This is a genomic window from Luteibacter sp. NPDC104163 (assembly GCF_055584245.1).
On the sequence record NZ_JBVJMK010000001.1, the window covers coordinates 502,677 to 520,605 of the forward strand.

Consider the following 17,929-nt stretch of genomic DNA (forward strand, 5'->3'; position numbering starts at 1 on the left):
GCCGATGGAAACGTACACCCCGGCATCGCCGCGCTCGTTGTGGAAGTGGGCGGTGCAAACCGCCCGCCTCTGCTGCGGCGTGCCTGATTACGATGTCTACGTGAAGCACCTGCGCGAACACCACCCGGAACGCCCGGTACCGAGCTACGGGGAGTTTTTCCGGGAGAGGCAGGAGGCGAGGTACAGAGGCACGGGTGGGCGGTGTTGCTGACCTGAAGAACTGTGGGACCGCGCTTGCGCGCGATGGCTTCGCCGCGAGCACCCATCGCGCGCAAGCGCGCTCCCACAACAGCTTGGTCAGGCTCGCTTGCCCTTGCGCATGTTCGCGCGGGAGTCGTCGATCATCGAGCGCATCGCGGTGGCCGCTTCGTTCGGCCGGCGGCGACGGATCGCTTCGTAGACGGCGCGGTGTTGCGGCAGTGAGTACTTGAAGTTCTTCGCCGTACGGGCGGACATCACGAAGAACGTGGCAAGTGCCGTTTCGATTACCGCGAACAGCGAACTCAGCAACTCGTTGTTCGTCGCGGCGAGCACGGCTTCATGGAAACGCAGGTCAGCCTCGGCCCAGGCGTCCAGGTCGGGGGCGGCCTCCATCGCATCGAGTGCCTCGCCGATCGCTTCGAGCTGCCCGGGTTCACGGCGGCGCGCGGCGGCCATGCACGCGGCGGGCTCGATGATCGCGCGCATCTCCACCAGCTTCGAGACGAAATCCTCGGTCGGCATGGAGGCGCAGCGCCACGAGAGCACCTGCGGATCCAGGTGGTTCCAGAACCGCGCATCACGCACCCGCATGCCGGTCTTCTGGCGCGTCTCGATCAGGCCTTTCGCCGCCAGTACTTTCAGCGCCTCGCGGAGGATGGTGCGACTGACCTGCATCTGCGCGGCCAGCTGCGCTTCGCCGGGGAGCGGATCGCCCGGGCGCAGCGCGCCACTGACGATCGATTCGCCGATCTCCTCGACAACCTGCCCGTGCAGGCTTCGTGAATTCGCCATCTTCGGTGCCATTGCGCCCCCTTCCCGCCTGAACAGCTAGCCCATCCTAACGACGTTTGCGCATGCGACGTTGACGCAGCGCAGCTTGTCAATTGTCGGACAAATATGCTCTCGTCCCGGGGGTGACCACAATGGGAGTGGATGATGGGCAAGCTTCTGGCCGTGACGACCACGGCAATCCTGCTGGGCGCCGCATCGGCGGCCTCGGCCGGCGACGCGACCAAGGCCTCGTTCGGGACGACGCCCGACGGCAAGGACGTCACGGTTATCACGCTGACCAACGGCAAGGGCATGACCGCGAAGGTCATCTCGCTGGGTGCCGCGCTCTATGCGCTGGATGTCCCGGACCGCAACGGCAAGCCGGGCGATATCGTGCTCGGCTACCCGGACCTGAAGGGCACGTTCGAGAAGCCGCAGTACTTCGGTGACACCGTGGGCCGCTACGCGAACCGTATCGCCAAGGGCAAGTTCAAGCTGGATGGGAAGGAGTACACCGTCCCGGTCAACGACGGCCCGAACTCCCTGCACGGCGGCAAGCTTGGCTTCGATAAGGTGGTATGGACCGTCGACAAGGTCGAGTCCGGGGCGAACCCGAGCGTGACGATGACCTATGTCAGCCCCGATGGCGACCAGGGCTATCCCGGCCAGCTCACCGCCACGGCGAAGTATTCGATCAACGACAAGAACGAGCTGACCATCGAATACACCGCGACGACCGACAAGCCGACCATCGTCAACATCACCAACCATACCTACTGGAACCTCGCGGGCGAGGGCTCCGGCAGCGTCGAGGACCAGAAGCTGATGATCGCCGGCGATGCGTACCTGCCGACGGACGCGACCGCGATTCCCACCGGCGAAGTCCGCAGCGTGGCCGGCACCTACTTCGACTTCCGCAAGGCCAAGCCGATCGGCCGCGACGTGCGCAAGGCGAGCGAGCAGCAGTTGGTCTACGGCCGCGGGTTCGACCACAACTGGGTGATCTCGCGTAAGGAAGCCCCTGCCCCGCGCGAAGTCGCGCGTGTCACCGATCCGAAGAGCGGTCGCGTGATGTCGCTGTGGTCCGCACAACCGGGCCTGCAGTTTTACTCCGGCAACTTCCTCGACGGCACCACCTCGGGCAAGGCAGGCGGCATCTACCGCGAGGGCGATGCGTTCGCGCTGGAACCGCAGATCTTCCCCGATACGCCGAACCAGCCGGACTTCGGCTCGGCACGGCTCGAGCCCGGGCAGACGTACAAGAACGTGATGACGTACAAGTTCACGACTGACAAGGGCGCGAAGTAACTTTCCTGGGGGTTGTGGGAGCACGCTTGCGCGCGATAGGGCTGGCGGCAAGCACCCATCGCGCGCAAGCGCGCTCCCACAGAAGTAGAAGAAGTGGCTGTCAGCCGGCTTCGTGGTGCAGGGCTTCGGCGGGTTTCTTGCGGCGGAAGCGCGGCGCCAGTTCCACCATGTACATCGCGGCCAGCACCAGCGCGCCGCCGAGCACCATGCGCGTCGTCAGCGTATCCACGCCCAATGCCACGGCAAAGCCGGCCGCGAAGACGGGTTCGGTGGTCATGACGATCGCCGCGCGCGTCGCGGGCATGTGTGCCTGCGCCCATGTCTGCACAAGCATCGCCAGGGCGCCGGCGACCAGCGCCATGTAAATGATCGAGACCCACGCCTTCCCGTCCGGCGGGAGCGAGGGGCCGTGGTGCGGCAGCGTCGCCAGCACGCAGACCGCGGCGATGCCCAGCATCTGGATAGCCGACATGCCGAAGGCATCGCCCGGGCGGGACCAGTGGCCGAGGCCCACGATATGCAGCGCATACAGCGCGGCGGAGGCGAGTGTCAGCAGCACGCCCAGGTCGACGGCAAATCCGTTGAGCGCGAGGATCCCGAGCCCGACCATGGCCAGCACGACCGCGACCCACGTACTCGCGGGAAAACGCTGGCGAAAGATCGCCAGGGCCAGGAACGGGGTAAACACCACGTACATGCCCGTGACGAAGCCGCTGACGCTCGGCGAGGTCAGCGCCAGACCCTCGGTCTGCAGCCACTGCGCTACGCCGTAGAGCACGCCCAGCGCAAGACCGCGCAGCGTCTGCTCGCGGCCGAGCCGGCGCACGGGCACCGCGAACAGCAGCAGCATCGCTACGGCGGCGATCGCGAAGCGCACGGCGAGGAAATCGATCGGCAACATGCGCCCGACGACGTCCTTGATCATCACGAAGGTCGAGCCCCAGATGGCGGTCACCGCCAGCAGGCCCAGCGTGGCCAGGCCGCTCCCCTTCGACGCCGCGCTCATCGGCGTTTCCGGAGAAGCTGGCCGGGAATCTTCAGCAGGAAATGAGCCCAGATGCCGAGCCAGACGACCGCGCGCACCAGCGGGTTCTTCGCCGCGGGATCATGCCGGCGGAACCAGAGGAACATGCTGCGGTGCTTGTGCCGGCTCACGAACACCGGGCGGTGGCGGCTGGAACCGCCCTTGCCGTGCATGACCCGGACGTCGCCGGCGAGCAGCACCTGGTAGCCCATGTCACGCGCGCGGCGGCACAGGTCCATGTCCTCGCAATGCAGGAAGAACGACTCGTCGAAGCCACCCAGGGTTTCGAAGGCGCTCCGAGGCATCAGAAGGATGGCTCCCGAGACGACTTCCACCGGCTCCGCGCCAGTGGGCAACGGCCCGCCGATGTCGATGCCTGCGCGCCCAAGCTTCGTGGCAAGGGCGCGGCCGAGCAGCGGATCGCGCCGCCGCGAGGCCGGGTCGATGTGGCCCGCGGCATCCTGGACCAGCGCACCCACGATGCCGGTGTGCGGCCCGACGTGCGCGGCCATCCGCGAGATCGTGTCGGAATCGATCAGGCAATCGGGGTTGAGCACGAGCAGCAACTTGCCGTGCGCGGCGGCGGCGCCGCGATTCACCGCCGGGCCGAAACCGAGGTTCGCCCGGTTGTAGATCACGCGCACGCGATCGTCCGCGGCATACGCGCGGTCCAGCGCCTCCGGCACGCCGTCATCCGAGCCGTTGTCGACCAGGATGACCTCGACGGGCCGGTCGCTCGCGAGCGCGTGTTCGACGCAATCGCGAGTCAACGGGCCGCTATCGGCCAGGACGATGACGATGCTGGTGAGGTCAGCCGATGCCACGGTTTCCCATCCCGCCCTGTTCAACCCACCCAGGCACGCGCATTGCGGAACATGCGCATCCAGGGCGAATCCTCACCCCACTGCTCCGGGTGCCAGCTGAGCTGGGCACTGCGGAACACGCGCTCGGGGTGCGGCATCATGATCAGCACGCGGCCATCCGCGGCGGTAAACGCCGTGAGGCCACCCGGCGAACCGTTCGGGTTCAGCGGGTAGTGCTCGGTCGGCTTGCCACGGTTGTCCACGAAACGTGCGGCGCCGTGGCTCTTCGACGGGCTGCACACATTCGGGAAGCTGACGCGGCCTTCGCCGTGCGCCACCGCCACCGGCAGGCGCGAGCCCACCATGCCGCGGAAGAACAGGCTGCCGGAGTCGAGGATCTCGACCGTGGCAAGGCGCGCTTCGTACTGCTCCGACTGGTTGCGCAGGAACTGCGGCCAGTGCTTCGCGTCCGGGATGATGTCCTTCAGCTGCGACATCATCTGGCAGCCGTTACACACGCCCAGCGCGAACTTCGAGCCGTCTTCGAAGAAGCGGGCGAACTGCTCGCGCAGCGCATCGTTGTAGAGGATCGAGGTGGCCCAGCCACGACCCGCGCCGAGCACGTCGCCGTACGAGAAGCCACCGCAGGCGGCGAGGCCGCGGAAGTCCTTCAGGTGGTAGCGGCCGGTGGCGAGGTCGGTCATGTGCACGTCGACGGCGTCGAAGCCGGCGCGCGTGAACGCGGCCGCCATTTCGACCTGGCCATTGACGCCCTGCTCGCGCAGGATCGCGACGCGCGGGCGCACGCCGGTCGCGATGTACGGTGCGGCGATGTCTTCGGCGGGGTCGAAGGTCAGCTTCGGCGACAGGCCCGGATCGGCGTCGTCGAGGCGCCACTCGCTTTCCTGGTCCGCGCTGAGCGGGTTGTCACGCAGGCGCTGCATGGCGTGGCTGGTTTCGTTCCACGCGCGGAACAGCTCCGTCCAGTTCCACTTGAACGGAGTTTCGCCGTTCAGGTGCAGCTTGATGCCGAGCTTTTCCTTCGGGCGGCCCACGTTGTGGGTCATGCCGGCGAGGTTGTGCTTCACCAGCAGCTGTTCGAAGGCCTCGCGGTTCGCGCTGGCCACCTGCACGACGCCGCCGAGCTCTTCGTTGAAGAGCGCGCGCAGCGTGGCGTCGGCCCAGCCATCGAGCTTGATCTCGAGGCCACAGCGTCCCGCGAAGGCCATTTCCAGCAGCGTGACGATCGCGCCGCCGTCGGAACGGTCGTGGTAGGCGAGCAGCAGGCCGGCGCGGTTCGCTTCCTGGATCAGGTCGAACATCGAGCGCAGGCGCTTCGCGTCATCGAGGTCCGGCGGCACGCCGCCCGCGCGGTTGAACACCTGGGTGAGCGCCGAGCCACCAAGGCGATCACGGCCCGCACCGAGGTCGATCAGCCACAGGTCGGTGTCACCGCGATCCAGCTTGAGCTGCGGGGTGAGTACGCGGCGGACGTCATCGACGCGGGCGAACCCGGTGATGACGAGCGATACCGGCGAAACGGTCTTCTGCTTCTTGCCGTTCTCGTCCTGCCACACGGTCTGCATGTGCAGCGAGTCCTTGCCCACCGGGATAGCGATATCCAGCTCGGGGCAGAGCTCCATGCCGACGGTGCGCACCGCATCGAACAGCGCGGCGTCCTCACCCGGATGGTTCACGGCGGCCATCCAGTTGGCGGAGAGACGGATCTCCTCCAGCTTGATCGGCGCCGCGGCCATGTTGAGGATCGCTTCGCCCACCGCCATGCGCGCGGCGTCGGCGCTGGAGAGCAGCGCGACCGGCGCACGCTCGGCCATGGCCATCGCTTCACCGGTGTAGCCGTCGAAGTCGGTCATGGTCACGGCGACGTCCGCGACGGGCACCTGCCACGGGCCGATCATCTGGTCGCGTGCGTTGAGGCCGCCGACGGTGCGATCGCCGATGGTGATCAGGAAGTTCTTGCTGCCCACCGCCGGCAGGCGCAGGACGCGCATCAGCGCTTCATCCATGCCCATGCCGGTGAGGTCGGCGACCAGGTCGACGCGCGGCTTCACGCGCTGCGCATCGCGGTGCATGCGCGGCGGCTTGCCGAACAGCACATCCATGCCGAGGTCGATCACGGTGAGGTCGCGGCGCGGATCCCTGACGATGAGGCGGGCATCCGCCGTCGCTTCGCCGACCACGGCGAACGGGCAGCGCTCGCGCGCGCAGTATGCTTCGAATTCGGCGATGTCTTCCGGGCCGATCGCGAGGACGTAGCGCTCCTGCGATTCGTTGCTCCACACCTGCATGGGCGAGAGCGTGGGATCGTCGGAGGGCACCTTCGACAGGTCGATGATGCCGCCGACGCCGGCGTCGTTGAGGATCTCGGGAATGGCGTTGGAAAGACCGCCCGCGCCCACGTCGTGGATGCTGACGATCGGGTTCTTCTCGCCACGCGCCCAGCACGCGTCGATCACCTGCTGGCAGCGGCGTTCCATTTCCGGGTTGTCGCGCTGCACGGAGGCGAAATCGAGTTCCGCGCTCGAGGTGCCGGACGACACCGAGGAGGCGGCACCACCGCCGAGGCCGATGAGCATGGCCGGGCCACCGAGCACGATGACCTTGTCGCCCGGGCGCACGTCGCGCTTCTGCACGTGCTGCTCGCGGATGGCAGCCAGGCCGCCAGCAATCATGATCGGCTTGTCGTAGCCGCGGCGAATGCCCTTCTCGCCGGTTTCCTGTTCGAAGGTGCGGAAGTAACCGCCGAGGGCCGGGCGGCCGAATTCGTTGTTGAACGCGGCGGCGCCGAGCGGGCCATCGCGCATGATTTCAAAGGCGCTGGCCATGCGCGGCGGGAGCGGGCGCGGGGTTTCCCACGGCCGCGGCGTGCCCGGGATGCGCAGGTGCGACACCGAGAAACCGGTGAGGCCGGCCTTCGGCTTGCCGCCGCGGCCCGTGGCGCCTTCATCGCGGATTTCACCACCGGAGCCGGTGGCGGCACCCGGCCACGGCGCGATGGCCGTGGGGTGGTTATGCGTCTCCACCTTGATCGCGTACGGCGCGCTTTCCTTCACCGTGCGGAACACGCCGTCGTCGGGGTTCACGAACAGGCGGCTGCCTTCGTAACCCTCGACCACCGCCGCGTTGTCCTTGTAGGCGGACAGGGTGAACTTCGGCGAGTGCTTGTGCGTGTTCTTGATCATGCCGAACAGCGAAGCTTCCTGCTCCTTGCCGTCCAGGGTCCACGTGGCGTTGAACACCTTGTGCCGGCAGTGCTCGGAGTTCGCCTGGGCGAACATCATCAGCTCGGCGTCGGTGGGCGCGCGGCCCATCTCGCCGTAGCGATCGGCAAGGTAGTCGATCTCGTCGTCCGCCAGGGCCAGGCCCAGCGCCTTGTTCGCGTCGGCCAGGGCCGCCTGCGCATCGGCGCCGAGTTCCACGCGGCCCAGGTCGCCCGGGGTGCCGGCCAGGAACAGGCCCGACGCATCGGCCAGGTGTGCCAGCGGCGACTGCACCATGGGGTCGCAGAAGGCCGTCATGACCTGGGCGTAGGCGGGGTCGGTGGCCGGCGGCAGGCCAGTGACCTGCCAGGCCACGCCACGCTCCACGCGGTTCACCGCGAAGCCGGCGCCATGCAGGATATCGGTGGCCTTGCTCGACCAGGGCGAGATGGTGCCCAAGCGCGGCACGACCCAGAAGGTGGCCGGCTCGGGGTTACCCGGCTTTGCTTCCAGCACGGCCAGCAGGCGGTTGCGCGCGTCACCTTCCGGCGGCGTGGCGGCATCCACGAAATACACGAACCAGGCCGCCTGCACGCGGGCCCCGTGGTACAGGGACTCCAGGTGGGCGTTCAGGCGTTCGAGGCGAAACGGCGAGAGGGCGCTCTGCCCGTCGAGTGCGATCATGCGGGGGGAAAAGGCGCTGGAGGAAAACGCCTATTCTACATGATGTTGCGGGACAGCATCCGGGCTGGCGCCGAGGGCGGCGCTATCGCGCGCAAGCGCGCTCCCACAAGAGCTGCCGCGCCCCGGGACGACCGGCCGATGCGGCGGTTGTGGGAGCGCGCTTGCGCGCGATCGGTCTAGCGTGGGCCTCAGCCGCCCTTGCCAGCGGTGCCGGCCGGGGCTTCCACGGCTTTCAGCAGCTGGGCCGGGCTCAGGTAGCCGCCCACCACGTCGCCATTCTCGGTCACGACGGTGGGGGTGCCGTTCACGCCCAGGCGCTCGCCCAGCTCGAACTCATCCTTGACCGGGTTGGCGCACGAGGCCGCCTTCACCGAGCCGCCCTTCATCGCCTCGTTGAAGGCGTTCTTGCGGTCGGATGCGCACCAGACCGACACGGCCTTGGTGTACGACGGGGTGTCGTTGCCGCCCGTGGTCTTGACGCCTTCGCGCGGCCAGAACACGTATTCGACCGTGATGCCCTTCTTGTTGAACTCGTCGATCTGCGAGTGCAGCTGGCGGCAGAAGCCGCAATCGACGTCGGTGAACACGGTAACCGTGTGCTTGGGATTCGTCGCCGCGTAGATCAGGCGCTGCGAAGCGGGCACCTTGGCCAGCTCGGCCTTGCGCGTCGCGGCCCAGCTGGCGGCGGACAGGTCGGTCTGGTTCTTCAGGTCGATCAGGTTGCCGTTGAGCATGTAGCGGCCATCGGCGGTGACGTAGACCATGCGCCCCGAGGCGACCACCTGGTAGAAACCGGGCATCGGCGAGGGCTGGATGCTATCGACCTTGATACCGGGGCCGAGGCCCTCGATGGCGGCGCGCACGGCCTTGGTGTCATCGGCGGCGGCCGCGCTCATGGCAAACGCGCCAGCCAGGATCGCCGGGAAAATTTTCTTCAACATCGGGTACGGCTCCATGGGGTACCGGGGGATTCCGCGAGCCCAGCTTGGAACGCGTGGCGCGCGATCGGTTCCCCCGATTGTGGCACGGGCAGGTTAGCCGCGGGGGTGATGCTGGGCGTGAAGACGCTTCAGGCCTTCCTTCGCCACCAGCGTATAGATCTGCGTGGTGCTAAGCGCGCTGTGGCCCAGCAGCATCTGCAGGGCGCGCAGGTCGGCGCCATGGTTGAGAAGATGCGTAGCGAACGAATGACGCAAAACGTGCGGTGAGACACGTTTGGCCGGGATGCCCACCTGCATGGCGTAGCGTTTGACGAGGGTCCAGAACTGCTGGCGGGTCATGGCGGCACCGCGGTTCGTGAGGAACAGCGCCAGCGGCTGGCCGTGGCCTTTCGCCAGCCCGGGCCGCGCTTCCGCCATGTAGCGCTCCACATGGTTCAGGGCTTCCTCACCCACCGGCACCAGCCGGTCCTTGCCGCCCTTGCCGGTCACGCGCAGCACGCCCTGGCGGGTGTTGAGGCCCGAGAGCGGCAGGTCGACCAGTTCCGATACGCGCAGCCCGGAGGAGTACATCAATTCGAGCATCGCGCGATCGCGCAGGCCGAGTGGCGTCGCGAGGTCCGGCGCGACGATGAGCGCCTCGATCTCGCGCTCGGCCAGGGCCTTGGGCAAACCGCGCGGCATCTTCGGCCGCTGCATCAGCAGGGTCGGGTCTTCCTTCTTGCCTTCATCGCGGGCGAGCTGGGCGTAGAAGCGCCGGAACGCCGATTGCCGCCGCGCCATGCTGCGCACCGATACCGGCTGGCTGCCGTGGTAGGCGGAAAGGTCTTCGCGGGTCGCGTTGGCCAGGCCATGGCCGCGCGTCTCCAGCCAGCGCGACAGTTGCGCGAGATCACGGCGATAGGCCTCGAGCGTGCGATCGGCGAGGCCGTCTTCCGACCACACCCGCTCGATGAAGCGATCGATGAGGCGCGCATCGGCGGCGGAGGGTTCGGTGCTCGGTTCCGTCATGCGCCGATGGTCGCACGAGCGCACCGGGAAAACCCATAATGGCCGGAGGACACCACTGCGAGACCGCATGAACACGATGCCCCTGCCCGCCCCAGCCTGGCGCCGCTTTGCGGCGATCGTTTACGACGTGCTTGCCGTGGTGGCCATCGTCATGGTCGTCGGGCTTATCGCGCAGATCGCCACGGGCGGCCAGGTGGCCGACGGCAAGGGCCATATCGTGGCGTGGTGGTACCAGCCGCTGCAGGGTCTCGTGGTCGGCGCGTATTTCTTTTTCTCGTGGACGCGCGGCGGGCAGACGCTGGGCATGCGGCCGTGGAAGATTCGCGTGGTGTCGCGTGAGGGCGGCGCCGTGGATGTGAAGCGTGGGCTAGTGCGCGTCGTGGTCGCGGGGCTGCCGGTGCTGCTGTTGATGCTTTATCGCGTGACGTCGCTGCAGGTGGCGTTGCTTGCACCGTTGGTGGGTTGGGCCGTGATCCTCTTGCCGGCGCTGTTTGATGCGCGTCGGCGTGGGTTGCATGACATGGCTGCGGGGACTGAGGTTCGGTAGGGCTATCGCGCGCAAGCGCGCTCCCACAACGCTGCGGCAAGCTTTGTGGGAGTGAGCTTGCGAACGATACCCTGAGGCTTGCTGGGGCTATCGCGCGCAAGCGCGCTCCCACAAGGCTGCGGCAAGCTTTGTGGGAGTGAGCTTGCGAACGATGCTCTTACTTGAACTGGTCGCTTGCGGGGACCCATGAGCCGCTGGCTTGCGGCGCGGCCTGCACGTTGATCTTGATCGACGCCTCGCAACCCGGCGGGAGCGGGCCGCCCGCGACGCGCGCGGTGGTGCAGAAGGCCGTGTTGTCGATGGGCTGGCCGACGGCCGCGACCGTGGACGCGTTCGCGGGCGGCAGGTTCTCCGCCAGCGGCTTCGATGTCAGCGTCTGGTTCTTCACCAGCTTGTCTGGCTCGGACGGCTTCGGCGGCGGATCGCCGCCGCAGCCAAACGTGAACAGGGAAATCGCCTGCTTCATGGCGCCGCCCGATACGCCGGGACCGGCGGTGCAGTTCAGGCGTACGCCGCGGGGAAGCGGCACGGCAAACTTCACCGTCGTCGCCTCCACACCGTGGCGCAACGCCGTATCGACCGAGCTCTCGCCCTTCGGTGTCCATGCGTCGTCGAAGCGCGTCGCCTTGTAATCGATATGCACGCGCGCGCCGTTCTGCGGCACGACATTGCCGCGCGGCTTCAGCTCGACATACGCGCCAACCTGGCCCGTCTTGTCGCCCTGCCCGCCTTCGACACCGTCGGAGCGCTGCGAGGTACCGTTCGCGCCGGTGAGCCGCTCGCCTTCGTCGGTGCCCTTCGCGGCGCCCGGCTTGCCCGTTTCCGCACTGGCGCCCGGCGTGTTGGTGCCCGCGTTCGCCGCCGTCGCGTCACCGGCGGCGGAAGGTGCACCCGGCGCGCCTTCGTTCGCCGATGCGCTCGTATCGTTGTTCGCCTTGCCCTGTTCGTTCTGCGCCTGCGCCGAGGCTTCGCCCGAAGCGATGTCACCAGGTGCCTGGCCGGGCGGTGCGGGCTCGGTGTCGATGCCGGCGACCGGCACCTGGATCGCCCCGGGCGTCACGGCGGGTGCCTGCAACGCCGGGCGCGACACATCGGCCACCGGTGCCGAGACATTCGGCCGCGCGGTAGCGTCCGGCAGCGGTATCGCTTCGAGTTCCGCCTCCGCTTCGACCGCGGGTGCGCGCACGGCTTCGACCGCGACCTTCGGCGGTACCGGGCGCGGCACGTCGGCGGTGACCTGGGGTGCGGGCGGTGCCGTCGGCTCCTGGGCGATCGCCGGCAACGGCGTGTCCTGTGGCGTCGGCGGCGCGGACGACTCCTGCACCTCGGGACGCGGGACCGTGGCAAGGGTCAGCGCGGTGGTCGGCACCGGCGTCGTCTTTTCCGCGGTGATCTGCGGGGGCGTCGGCGTCACCGCCGGCTGCGACGTCGGGACCGGCGGCAACGACAACGACGCCGGTGGCGGCATCGCCGTCGTGCCCTCGGCCTGCGCCTTGCGCACGGGTTCGGGCTGGAAGCGTGGCGGCACGACCTCAGGCTTGGGCGTCTCTATCGCGAGGTCCGGCGGGGCCGGCGTCGGCAGCGGCACCTTTTCCAGGTCCGGCTGCGGCGGCGGTGCGGTCGGCTGCACCAGCGGCTTCTCCGCGACAGCCTGGATGCTGGGCGGCGGCGCGGTGAGTTTCACATCGGGCTTCACCTGCGGGGGCGGCGCGGCGGGCACGGCGATGGCGGGCAACGCCTTGTTCGCGGACGCGACGGCGGCCGCGTGCGATCCGCGCGAAGCACGGCTGGCGACGGCCTTGCTGCTGGCCTTCTTCGCCTTCGCGACGGGCGCTTTCGACGGCGTACCGCGCACCGGCGGGACCGGCGGCGGTGGCTTGTCGATCAGGCGCACCTGGAGTGCGTCCGGGTTTTCCGGTTCCGGCGGGGGCGGCAGGGTGTTGTAAGCCGGCCCCAGGATCATCCCGAAGAGGAACACCATGTGGATGATGAGCGTACCCACCCAGCCGACGATCCGCCGCAGGCTCGGGCTCGGCTTCTGGCGCAGCTGGCGGCGATAGACGAGCGCCTGCATGGCCGCGTCGCGCGGCGACATGGGCAAGGCGGGCTCTCCGGTCTCGCGCTCGCTGTCCGGTGTGTAATGGGTAGGCATCGGGCGCTAGTGTCCATGCTGCGCGTGCGCTGCACAATCGCGGGTGTGAAGAAGGCCGATGGATGGGGGCCGTCGCGAAAGATGTCGCCCACAGGGTGGGCTCCTACTTTCCCGTGCGGCGTTCCTGTTCGGCCTTGTCCAGGTCGATCGCTTTTTGCGGGACGTCGGTCGGGCAACCTTGCGGCAGGGGCTTGTCGGCGCGGAACGCGGCGATGCATTCGGCCTCGGTCGGCGGCTTCACCACGTCCGGTCCATCGGCGAGTGCATGGGCCGGCGCCATGCTCAGGCGGCCGTCCGCGGACTTCGGTGGCGGCTTGGGCGGGTCCTCGCCACGGCAGCCGACGGGCAGCACGAAGAACACCGTGGCGCAGTTGATCCGGGTGCCACCCACGTTTACCTGCTTCTTCAGCGTGGTGGCTTCCATCGCCTTGCGGATGCCGCCGTTGAGGACGTTTTCGTTCTCCGGCGTCCAATCCTTCGCGAAGCGGGTTTCCTTGTACGTGACCGGGCCCTTGTGCGTCATGACGCCCGCATCGTCCGTGGGCTTGCGCGACACGAAGTCGGCCTGGGTCGCCGGAGCCTGGCCCGTCGGCGGCGCGAGATGCACCTGGCCATCGCGGCCGAACAGCTGCGATGGCGCCGGAGCCGGCGGTGGCGGTGCCTCGTTTTCGGCAGGCGCCGTCTCCTTCGGCGGTTCCTTGGGCTTCGGCGGCTCCGGTCGGGTCGCCTCGGGCGAGCGCACCTTCGGCGGCGGCTCGCTCACAGGCGGAGGGGGTGGCACGTTGGCCTGCGGTGGCGGCGCGGCGGTGGGTTCGATGAAGCGCACCTCGAGCACCTCATCCCTGTCGTTGGGCGGCGCGTAGCCCAGCAGGGGGCGTGGCTGCAGCTCGTAGCGCACCAGCAGGATGATGAGGATGTGCAGGACCAGGGTGCCGGCGATCGCCAGCGTGGCGCGCACGTGGTCGCGCGGCGCCTTGCGGTAACGGATGGCGCGCAGGGCGGTGATCGTGGCCGGATCGATCGGGTGCAGCCCATGGCGGCGCGTCGCCTCCGGCGGGAGCCGGTGCGGGTCGACGAATGGCGGGGGCGCCTTGCCTGGGTATTGCACGCTAACGGGGGATCCGGCCGGGACGAGGGGGAGCCATACAGCTTAACGCGGCAGCCTGACCGCGCCTTAAGCCTGCGCCTACAGACACCGCCTTCGAAAGAAGATTCCCGGCGCACTTGATTCCGCGCCCCGATCGGAGAAGGCTTGGAAGGACAGGGGGACCGCCATCCTTACGGAGGGTCGCATCGTGTCGCCATCCACGGAACGCATCCGCAGCCTGTCACTTGCCGGCCATGCCGGGGCCGGCAAGACCACCTTGTTCGAAGCCATGCTCCACGCCGGCGGCGCGCTCAACAGCATGGGCAGCGTGGAAAAGGGCAGTACCGTCTCAGATAACGACCCCATGGAACGCGCCCGGGGCCATTCCATCGATGCGTCGATCGCCTCGATCGAGCGCAACGGCTACCGAATACACCTGATCGACACACCGGGATACGCGGATTTCCGTGGTCCCGCGCTGGCGGCACTTGCCGCGGCCGATACCGTGGCCATCGTCGTGAATGCCGCCAACGGCATCGAACACGGCACGCGCAGCATGATGGCGCACGCAAAGGAACGCGGCCTCGCGCGGCTGATCATCGTGAACCGCATCGATGCGGAAGGCGTGGATCTCCCCGCACTGATCGAGGACCTCCGTGCGGAGTTCGGCAGCGAATGCCTGCCGGTGAACCTGCCCGCCGCGCACGGCCACGCCGTGAGCGACGCGTTCTTCAAGAAGGCTGGCGACAGTGACTTCTCGTCGCCCGGTGAAGCGCACCAGCAGCTCATCGACCAGGTCGTGGAGATCGATGACGGGGTCATGGAGCACTACCTCGACAAGGGCGAAGACGCGCTTACCCCGGCCGAACTGCACGATGCGCTGGAGCACTGCCTGCGCGATGGACACCTCGTCCCCATCGTCTTCACCAGCGCCCGCGACGGCGTGGGTGTCAACGAGTTGCTCGAGTTGATCGAACGCATCCTGCCCTGCCCCAGCGAAACCAACCCGCCGCCGTTCCATGACGACAAGGGCATCCACTTCGACGTGGCCGCCGATGCGGGCAAGCACGTGGTCGCCGATGTCTTCAAGATCGTCAACGACCCGTTCGTAGGCAAGCTGGGCGTATTCCGCGTCTGGCAGGGCACGGTGCGCAAGGACTCGCAGTTGCTCGTGGATGACGGGCGCAAGCCGTTCAAGGTGGCGCACCTGTTCCGCCTGAAGGGCAAGGAACACGTGGAGATCGATGAAGCGCTGCCGGGCGATATCGTCGCGGTGGCGAAAGTGGATGACATCCATTTCGACGCCGTGCTGCATGACGCGGCTGATGAAGGCCGGATCCACCTGCAACCGTGCCCGTTCCCGTCGCCCATGTTCGGCCTGGCCGTCGAGCCGGCGCACAAGGGCCAGGAGCAGAAGCTGGCGCAGGCGCTGGCCAGGCTCGCCGAGGAAGATCCGTGCTTTGTCGTCGAACACCACGCGGAGGTGAACCAGACCGTGGTCCGCGGCCTGTCCGACCTGCACCTGAAGCTGATGCTCGAACGGATGAAGAACCGTTACGACGTGGACGTCGTGACCCACCCACCGAGGATCGCGTACCGCGAAACCATCGGTGGTTCATCCGAGGGGCACCACCGGCACAAGAAGCAGACAGGTGGCGCCGGGCAATTCGGTGAGGTGTTCCTGCGCGTCGAACCGCTGGATCGTGGCGCGGGTTTCACCTTCGTCGATGAAACCAAGGGTGGCGTGATCCCGAACCAGTTCATGCCGGCGATCGAGAAAGGCATCCGCCAGGCGATGCAGGCAGGCGCGGTGGCCGGCTATCCGATGCAGGATGTGCGGGTCAGCGTGTACGACGGGAAGCACCACCCGGTGGATTCCAAGGAAGTCGCGTTCATCAGTGCGGGACGCAAGGCGTTCCTGGATGCCGTGTCACGCGCGCGGCCCGTCGTGCTGGAGCCCGTGGTGGACCTGGAGGTTTCGATTCCCGATCCCGCCGTCGGCGATGTCACGGGCGGCCTCGCCTCGCGGCGTGCGCAGATCATGGGCACCGACTCGCTGCGTGGCGGCGAGACCCTGATCAAGGCACGCGTGCCGCTGGCGGAACTCGCGGACTTCCCGACGCAGCTGAAGGCGATGACCGGTGGGCAAGGCCGCTACGCCATGGACTTCAGCCACTACGACACGGTGCCGCCAGGGGTGCAGAAGAAGTTGGTGGAGGCCTGGAAGCCGAAGGCCGACGAAGACTGACGGTGGAGAAGACTGACTGTGGAGAAGACTGACTGTGGGAGCGTGCTCGCGCGCGATGGGTGCTTGCGATAACTCCCATCGCGCGCAAGCGCGCTCCCACAACGACGGGCTCGTCGGTGTTATGCGGCGAGGGCCTTGATCAGCGTTTCGGTGAATGCAGGGATGTCGTCGGGCTTGCGGCTGGTGATGAGGTTGCCGTCCTGCACCACCTGGCTGTCTTCCCAGTTCGCGCCGGCGTTCCCAAGGTCGGTTTTCAGCGACGGCCACGAGGTGACCTTCTTTCCCTTCACCAAGCCGGCGTTGATCAACGTCCATGGGCCGTGGCAGATCGCCGCCAGCGGCTTGCCTGCCTCACCGAACGCCTTCACGAGGCCGACGGCCTTCTCGTCCATGCGCAGGTGATCGGGGTTGATCACCCCTCCCGGCAGGACCAGCGCGTCATACTGGCCGGCATCGGCCTTGTCCAGTGCCACGTCAACGGGCACCGATGCGCCCCAGTCCTTCTTGTCCCAGCCCTTGATCTGCTTCGCGTCACCGGGCGCGATCACGTCGACCTTCGCACCGGCTTCTTCCAGCAGGCGCTTCGGTTCGGTCAGTTCGGATTGCTCGAAGCCATCGGTGGCGAGGACGGCGATGCGGCGTCCATCCAGTCGTTTGGCGGCCATGCGGTTCTCCTGCGGGGGAAAGTCCATGCAGGATCGGCGGTGGGGGATCTGCGGGGCGTCGCGCAGGTGTCGGCGCCCCGTGTGCAAACGTGAAGGGCTCGCAGTGAGACTGTGGGAGCGCGCTCAGCCAACACAAGGGCGCGGTCAGGCGGCCTTGCGCTTCGGCTTCAGCATGGTGCCGATGCAGTTGGGCGAGCCGCAGCGGCAGGCCCAGATCTTCTTCAGGCGGGCGGTGTGCGGCATGTCCAGCGTGATGCCGTAGTCGTAGACCAGCTCCTCGCCCGGGGCGATATCGCGGATCGCCTCGATCATCACCTTGTCGGTCTTCGAGTCCTTGCCCGGCACGTCCTCGACGATCACCGCCTGGCAGTTCGGGTCGCAGCCGTGGTTGATCCAGCGGGCCGTGTTGCCGTGGCTGTTGCCGTCGACGATCCAGCTGTCATTGAGCGTGAACAGGAAGGTGTGGCCGGTCTCGCCGCCATCACCGTACTTCTTGTCGGCCTGGGCGTGGGTGATGCGATCGCCCTTGTACTCGACGACGTCCTCGCCAGCCTTGATGGGGGCGACGGCGAACACACCGTTGCCATGGATGGGGGAGCGGCGCGCGACGATGCGTCGGGTCATAGCGGAATAGTCGTCATGGAAGGCAAACCCGGATGATGCCTGCTCGGCCCGCGCTTGGGAACCGCGTTTCAAACGCGTCCTCGCGCTGGACGCCCGCACGGCGCTACCATCAAACGAGTGTTCGACGCCCGGAATCCATGGAATGACCTTGATGCGACGCTTTCCGATCCTGCGCGTAGCCGCGGTTGCCAGCCTTGCCCTCCTCGCCGGCTGCGGGCCGGAGAAGAAGAGCGTGTTTCCGCCCGCCGTCACGCTGCAGGAGGTGGCCGCGAAGCCCGGCAGCCCCTGGCACCTGACGCTGCGCGTGCGCAACAACAGCTATGCGGGCATGTCCTTCGACCGCTTCCAGGGCACCTTGCAGGTAGGCCAGCTCGGCGGCGTGCTGCTCGATGCGAAGATCGACCAGGACATCCCCTCGTTCGCCGCGGACGTGACCCGCGTCGACATCCTGCCCACGCCCGAAATGGCGAAGGCGCTCGCCGAGCTCGCCGGCAAGGGCAGCTCCGGCGCCCTGCCCTATGCGATCGAAGGCAGCGTGACCGCCACGCCTGAAAAAGAAGACAAGCCACGCACCTTCCCGGTGCATGGCAAGAGCTGGCTGTCGCCGGTGCCTGGCATCCCCGATACCTACCGCTCGCCCTGACC

Annotated in this window: 15 protein-coding genes; 5 read left to right on the top strand and 10 right to left on the bottom strand. The window is 67.7% G+C overall.

Translation table 11 applies throughout. From position 1 onward, the window contains the following. Positions 1–4: 4 nt before the first annotated feature. Positions 5–211 (top strand): YbdD/YjiX family protein, encoded by a 207-nt coding sequence (locus tag ACZ6YI_RS02265; RefSeq protein WP_440325577.1) that lies wholly within the window; start codon positions 5–7, stop codon positions 209–211. Positions 212–297: 86 nt separating this feature from the next. On the opposite strand, the gene ACZ6YI_RS02270 is transcribed toward ACZ6YI_RS02265, so the two are convergent. Then, positions 298–1,005 carry a FadR/GntR family transcriptional regulator gene (locus tag ACZ6YI_RS02270; protein ID WP_465777236.1) on the bottom strand — a complete coding sequence of 236 codons (708 nt, stop codon included), beginning with the start codon at positions 1,003–1,005 and terminating at the stop codon, positions 298–300. Between the two features lie 132 nt (positions 1,006–1,137). Between ACZ6YI_RS02270 and ACZ6YI_RS02275 the strand changes: the two genes are divergently transcribed. Then, positions 1,138–2,280: an aldose epimerase family protein gene (locus tag ACZ6YI_RS02275; RefSeq protein ID WP_465777237.1), complete on the top strand. Its 1,143-nt coding sequence runs from the start codon at positions 1,138–1,140 to the stop codon at positions 2,278–2,280. Positions 2,281–2,380: 100 nt separating this feature from the next. On the opposite strand, the gene ACZ6YI_RS02280 is transcribed toward ACZ6YI_RS02275, so the two are convergent. From ACZ6YI_RS02280 to xerD, 5 genes are all read right to left on the bottom strand, one after another. Further along, a complete protein-coding gene (locus ACZ6YI_RS02280; protein WP_465777238.1) occupies positions 2,381–3,286 on the bottom strand; it encodes a DMT family transporter in 906 nt (301 codons plus the stop codon). Then, positions 3,283–4,128, bottom strand: a complete 846-nt coding sequence (locus ACZ6YI_RS02285; RefSeq protein ID WP_465777239.1) for a glycosyltransferase family 2 protein — start codon at positions 4,126–4,128, stop codon at positions 3,283–3,285. Before ACZ6YI_RS02285 ends, ACZ6YI_RS02280 begins: the two co-directional genes overlap by 4 nt. A gap of 20 nt (positions 4,129–4,148) precedes the next feature. Then, positions 4,149–8,012, bottom strand: a complete 3,864-nt coding sequence (gene purL / locus ACZ6YI_RS02290; protein WP_465777240.1) for a phosphoribosylformylglycinamidine synthase — start codon at positions 8,010–8,012, stop codon at positions 4,149–4,151. 188 nt (positions 8,013–8,200) lie between these two features. Continuing rightward, positions 8,201–8,953 (bottom strand): DsbC family protein, encoded by a 753-nt coding sequence (locus ACZ6YI_RS02295; RefSeq protein ID WP_465777241.1) that lies wholly within the window; start codon positions 8,951–8,953, stop codon positions 8,201–8,203. Positions 8,954–9,046: 93 nt separating this feature from the next. After that, on the bottom strand, positions 9,047–9,961 hold the full coding sequence (xerD, locus tag ACZ6YI_RS02300; protein WP_465777242.1) for a site-specific tyrosine recombinase XerD: 915 nt from the start codon (positions 9,959–9,961) through the stop codon (positions 9,047–9,049). Positions 9,962–10,028: 67 nt separating this feature from the next. Here xerD and ACZ6YI_RS02305 point away from each other — a divergent pair, with 67 nt between their 5' ends. After that, entirely contained in the window at positions 10,029–10,508 is a 480-nt protein-coding gene (locus tag ACZ6YI_RS02305; protein WP_465777243.1) for an RDD family protein, read from the top strand. Positions 10,509–10,665: 157 nt separating this feature from the next. On the opposite strand, the gene ACZ6YI_RS02310 is transcribed toward ACZ6YI_RS02305, so the two are convergent. Further along, positions 10,666–12,660 carry a hypothetical protein gene (locus ACZ6YI_RS02310; protein ID WP_465777244.1) on the bottom strand — a complete coding sequence of 665 codons (1,995 nt, stop codon included), beginning with the start codon at positions 12,658–12,660 and terminating at the stop codon, positions 10,666–10,668. A gap of 103 nt (positions 12,661–12,763) precedes the next feature. After that, on the bottom strand, positions 12,764–13,768 hold the full coding sequence (locus ACZ6YI_RS02315) for a hypothetical protein (RefSeq protein ID WP_465777245.1): 1,005 nt from the start codon (positions 13,766–13,768) through the stop codon (positions 12,764–12,766). 187 nt (positions 13,769–13,955) lie between these two features. Here ACZ6YI_RS02315 and fusA point away from each other — a divergent pair, with 187 nt between their 5' ends. Then, complete coding sequence (gene fusA / locus ACZ6YI_RS02320; protein ID WP_465777246.1) at positions 13,956–15,995, top strand: elongation factor G; 2,040 nt, start codon at positions 13,956–13,958, stop codon at positions 15,993–15,995. A gap of 119 nt (positions 15,996–16,114) precedes the next feature. Here the strand turns inward: fusA and ACZ6YI_RS02325 are convergent, their stop codons facing one another. Together ACZ6YI_RS02325 and ACZ6YI_RS02330 are read right to left on the bottom strand one after the other, a co-directional pair. After that, complete coding sequence (locus ACZ6YI_RS02325) at positions 16,115–16,660, bottom strand: type 1 glutamine amidotransferase domain-containing protein (RefSeq protein WP_465777247.1); 546 nt, start codon at positions 16,658–16,660, stop codon at positions 16,115–16,117. Between the two features lie 144 nt (positions 16,661–16,804). Next, complete coding sequence (locus tag ACZ6YI_RS02330; protein WP_465777248.1) at positions 16,805–17,284, bottom strand: SET domain-containing protein; 480 nt, start codon at positions 17,282–17,284, stop codon at positions 16,805–16,807. A gap of 151 nt (positions 17,285–17,435) precedes the next feature. Between ACZ6YI_RS02330 and ACZ6YI_RS02335 the strand changes: the two genes are divergently transcribed. Further along, positions 17,436–17,927, top strand: a complete 492-nt coding sequence (locus ACZ6YI_RS02335; RefSeq protein WP_465777249.1) for a hypothetical protein — start codon at positions 17,436–17,438, stop codon at positions 17,925–17,927. Positions 17,928–17,929 lie beyond the last annotated feature (2 nt).

Excerpts from the sequence above, each read along its gene's own strand:
- ACZ6YI_RS02265 (WP_440325577.1), top strand. The coding sequence starts at position 5 with ATGGAAACGTACACCCCGGCATCGCCGCGCTCGTTGTGGAAGTGGGCG.
- ACZ6YI_RS02270 (WP_465777236.1), bottom strand. The coding sequence starts at position 1,005 with ATGGCACCGAAGATGGCGAATTCACGAAGCCTGCACGGGCAGGTTGTC.
- ACZ6YI_RS02275 (WP_465777237.1), top strand. The coding sequence starts at position 1,138 with ATGGGCAAGCTTCTGGCCGTGACGACCACGGCAATCCTGCTGGGCGCC.
- ACZ6YI_RS02280 (WP_465777238.1), bottom strand. The coding sequence starts at position 3,286 with ATGAGCGCGGCGTCGAAGGGGAGCGGCCTGGCCACGCTGGGCCTGCTG.
- purL (WP_465777240.1), bottom strand. The coding sequence starts at position 8,012 with ATGATCGCACTCGACGGGCAGAGCGCCCTCTCGCCGTTTCGCCTCGAA.
- ACZ6YI_RS02295 (WP_465777241.1), bottom strand. The coding sequence starts at position 8,953 with ATGTTGAAGAAAATTTTCCCGGCGATCCTGGCTGGCGCGTTTGCCATG.
- xerD (WP_465777242.1), bottom strand. The coding sequence starts at position 9,961 with ATGACGGAACCGAGCACCGAACCCTCCGCCGCCGATGCGCGCCTCATC.
- ACZ6YI_RS02305 (WP_465777243.1), top strand. The coding sequence starts at position 10,029 with ATGAACACGATGCCCCTGCCCGCCCCAGCCTGGCGCCGCTTTGCGGCG.
- ACZ6YI_RS02310 (WP_465777244.1), bottom strand. The coding sequence starts at position 12,660 with ATGCCTACCCATTACACACCGGACAGCGAGCGCGAGACCGGAGAGCCC.
- ACZ6YI_RS02325 (WP_465777247.1), bottom strand. The coding sequence starts at position 16,660 with ATGGCCGCCAAACGACTGGATGGACGCCGCATCGCCGTCCTCGCCACC.
- ACZ6YI_RS02330 (WP_465777248.1), bottom strand. The coding sequence starts at position 17,284 with ATGACCCGACGCATCGTCGCGCGCCGCTCCCCCATCCATGGCAACGGT.
- ACZ6YI_RS02335 (WP_465777249.1), top strand. The coding sequence starts at position 17,436 with ATGCGACGCTTTCCGATCCTGCGCGTAGCCGCGGTTGCCAGCCTTGCC.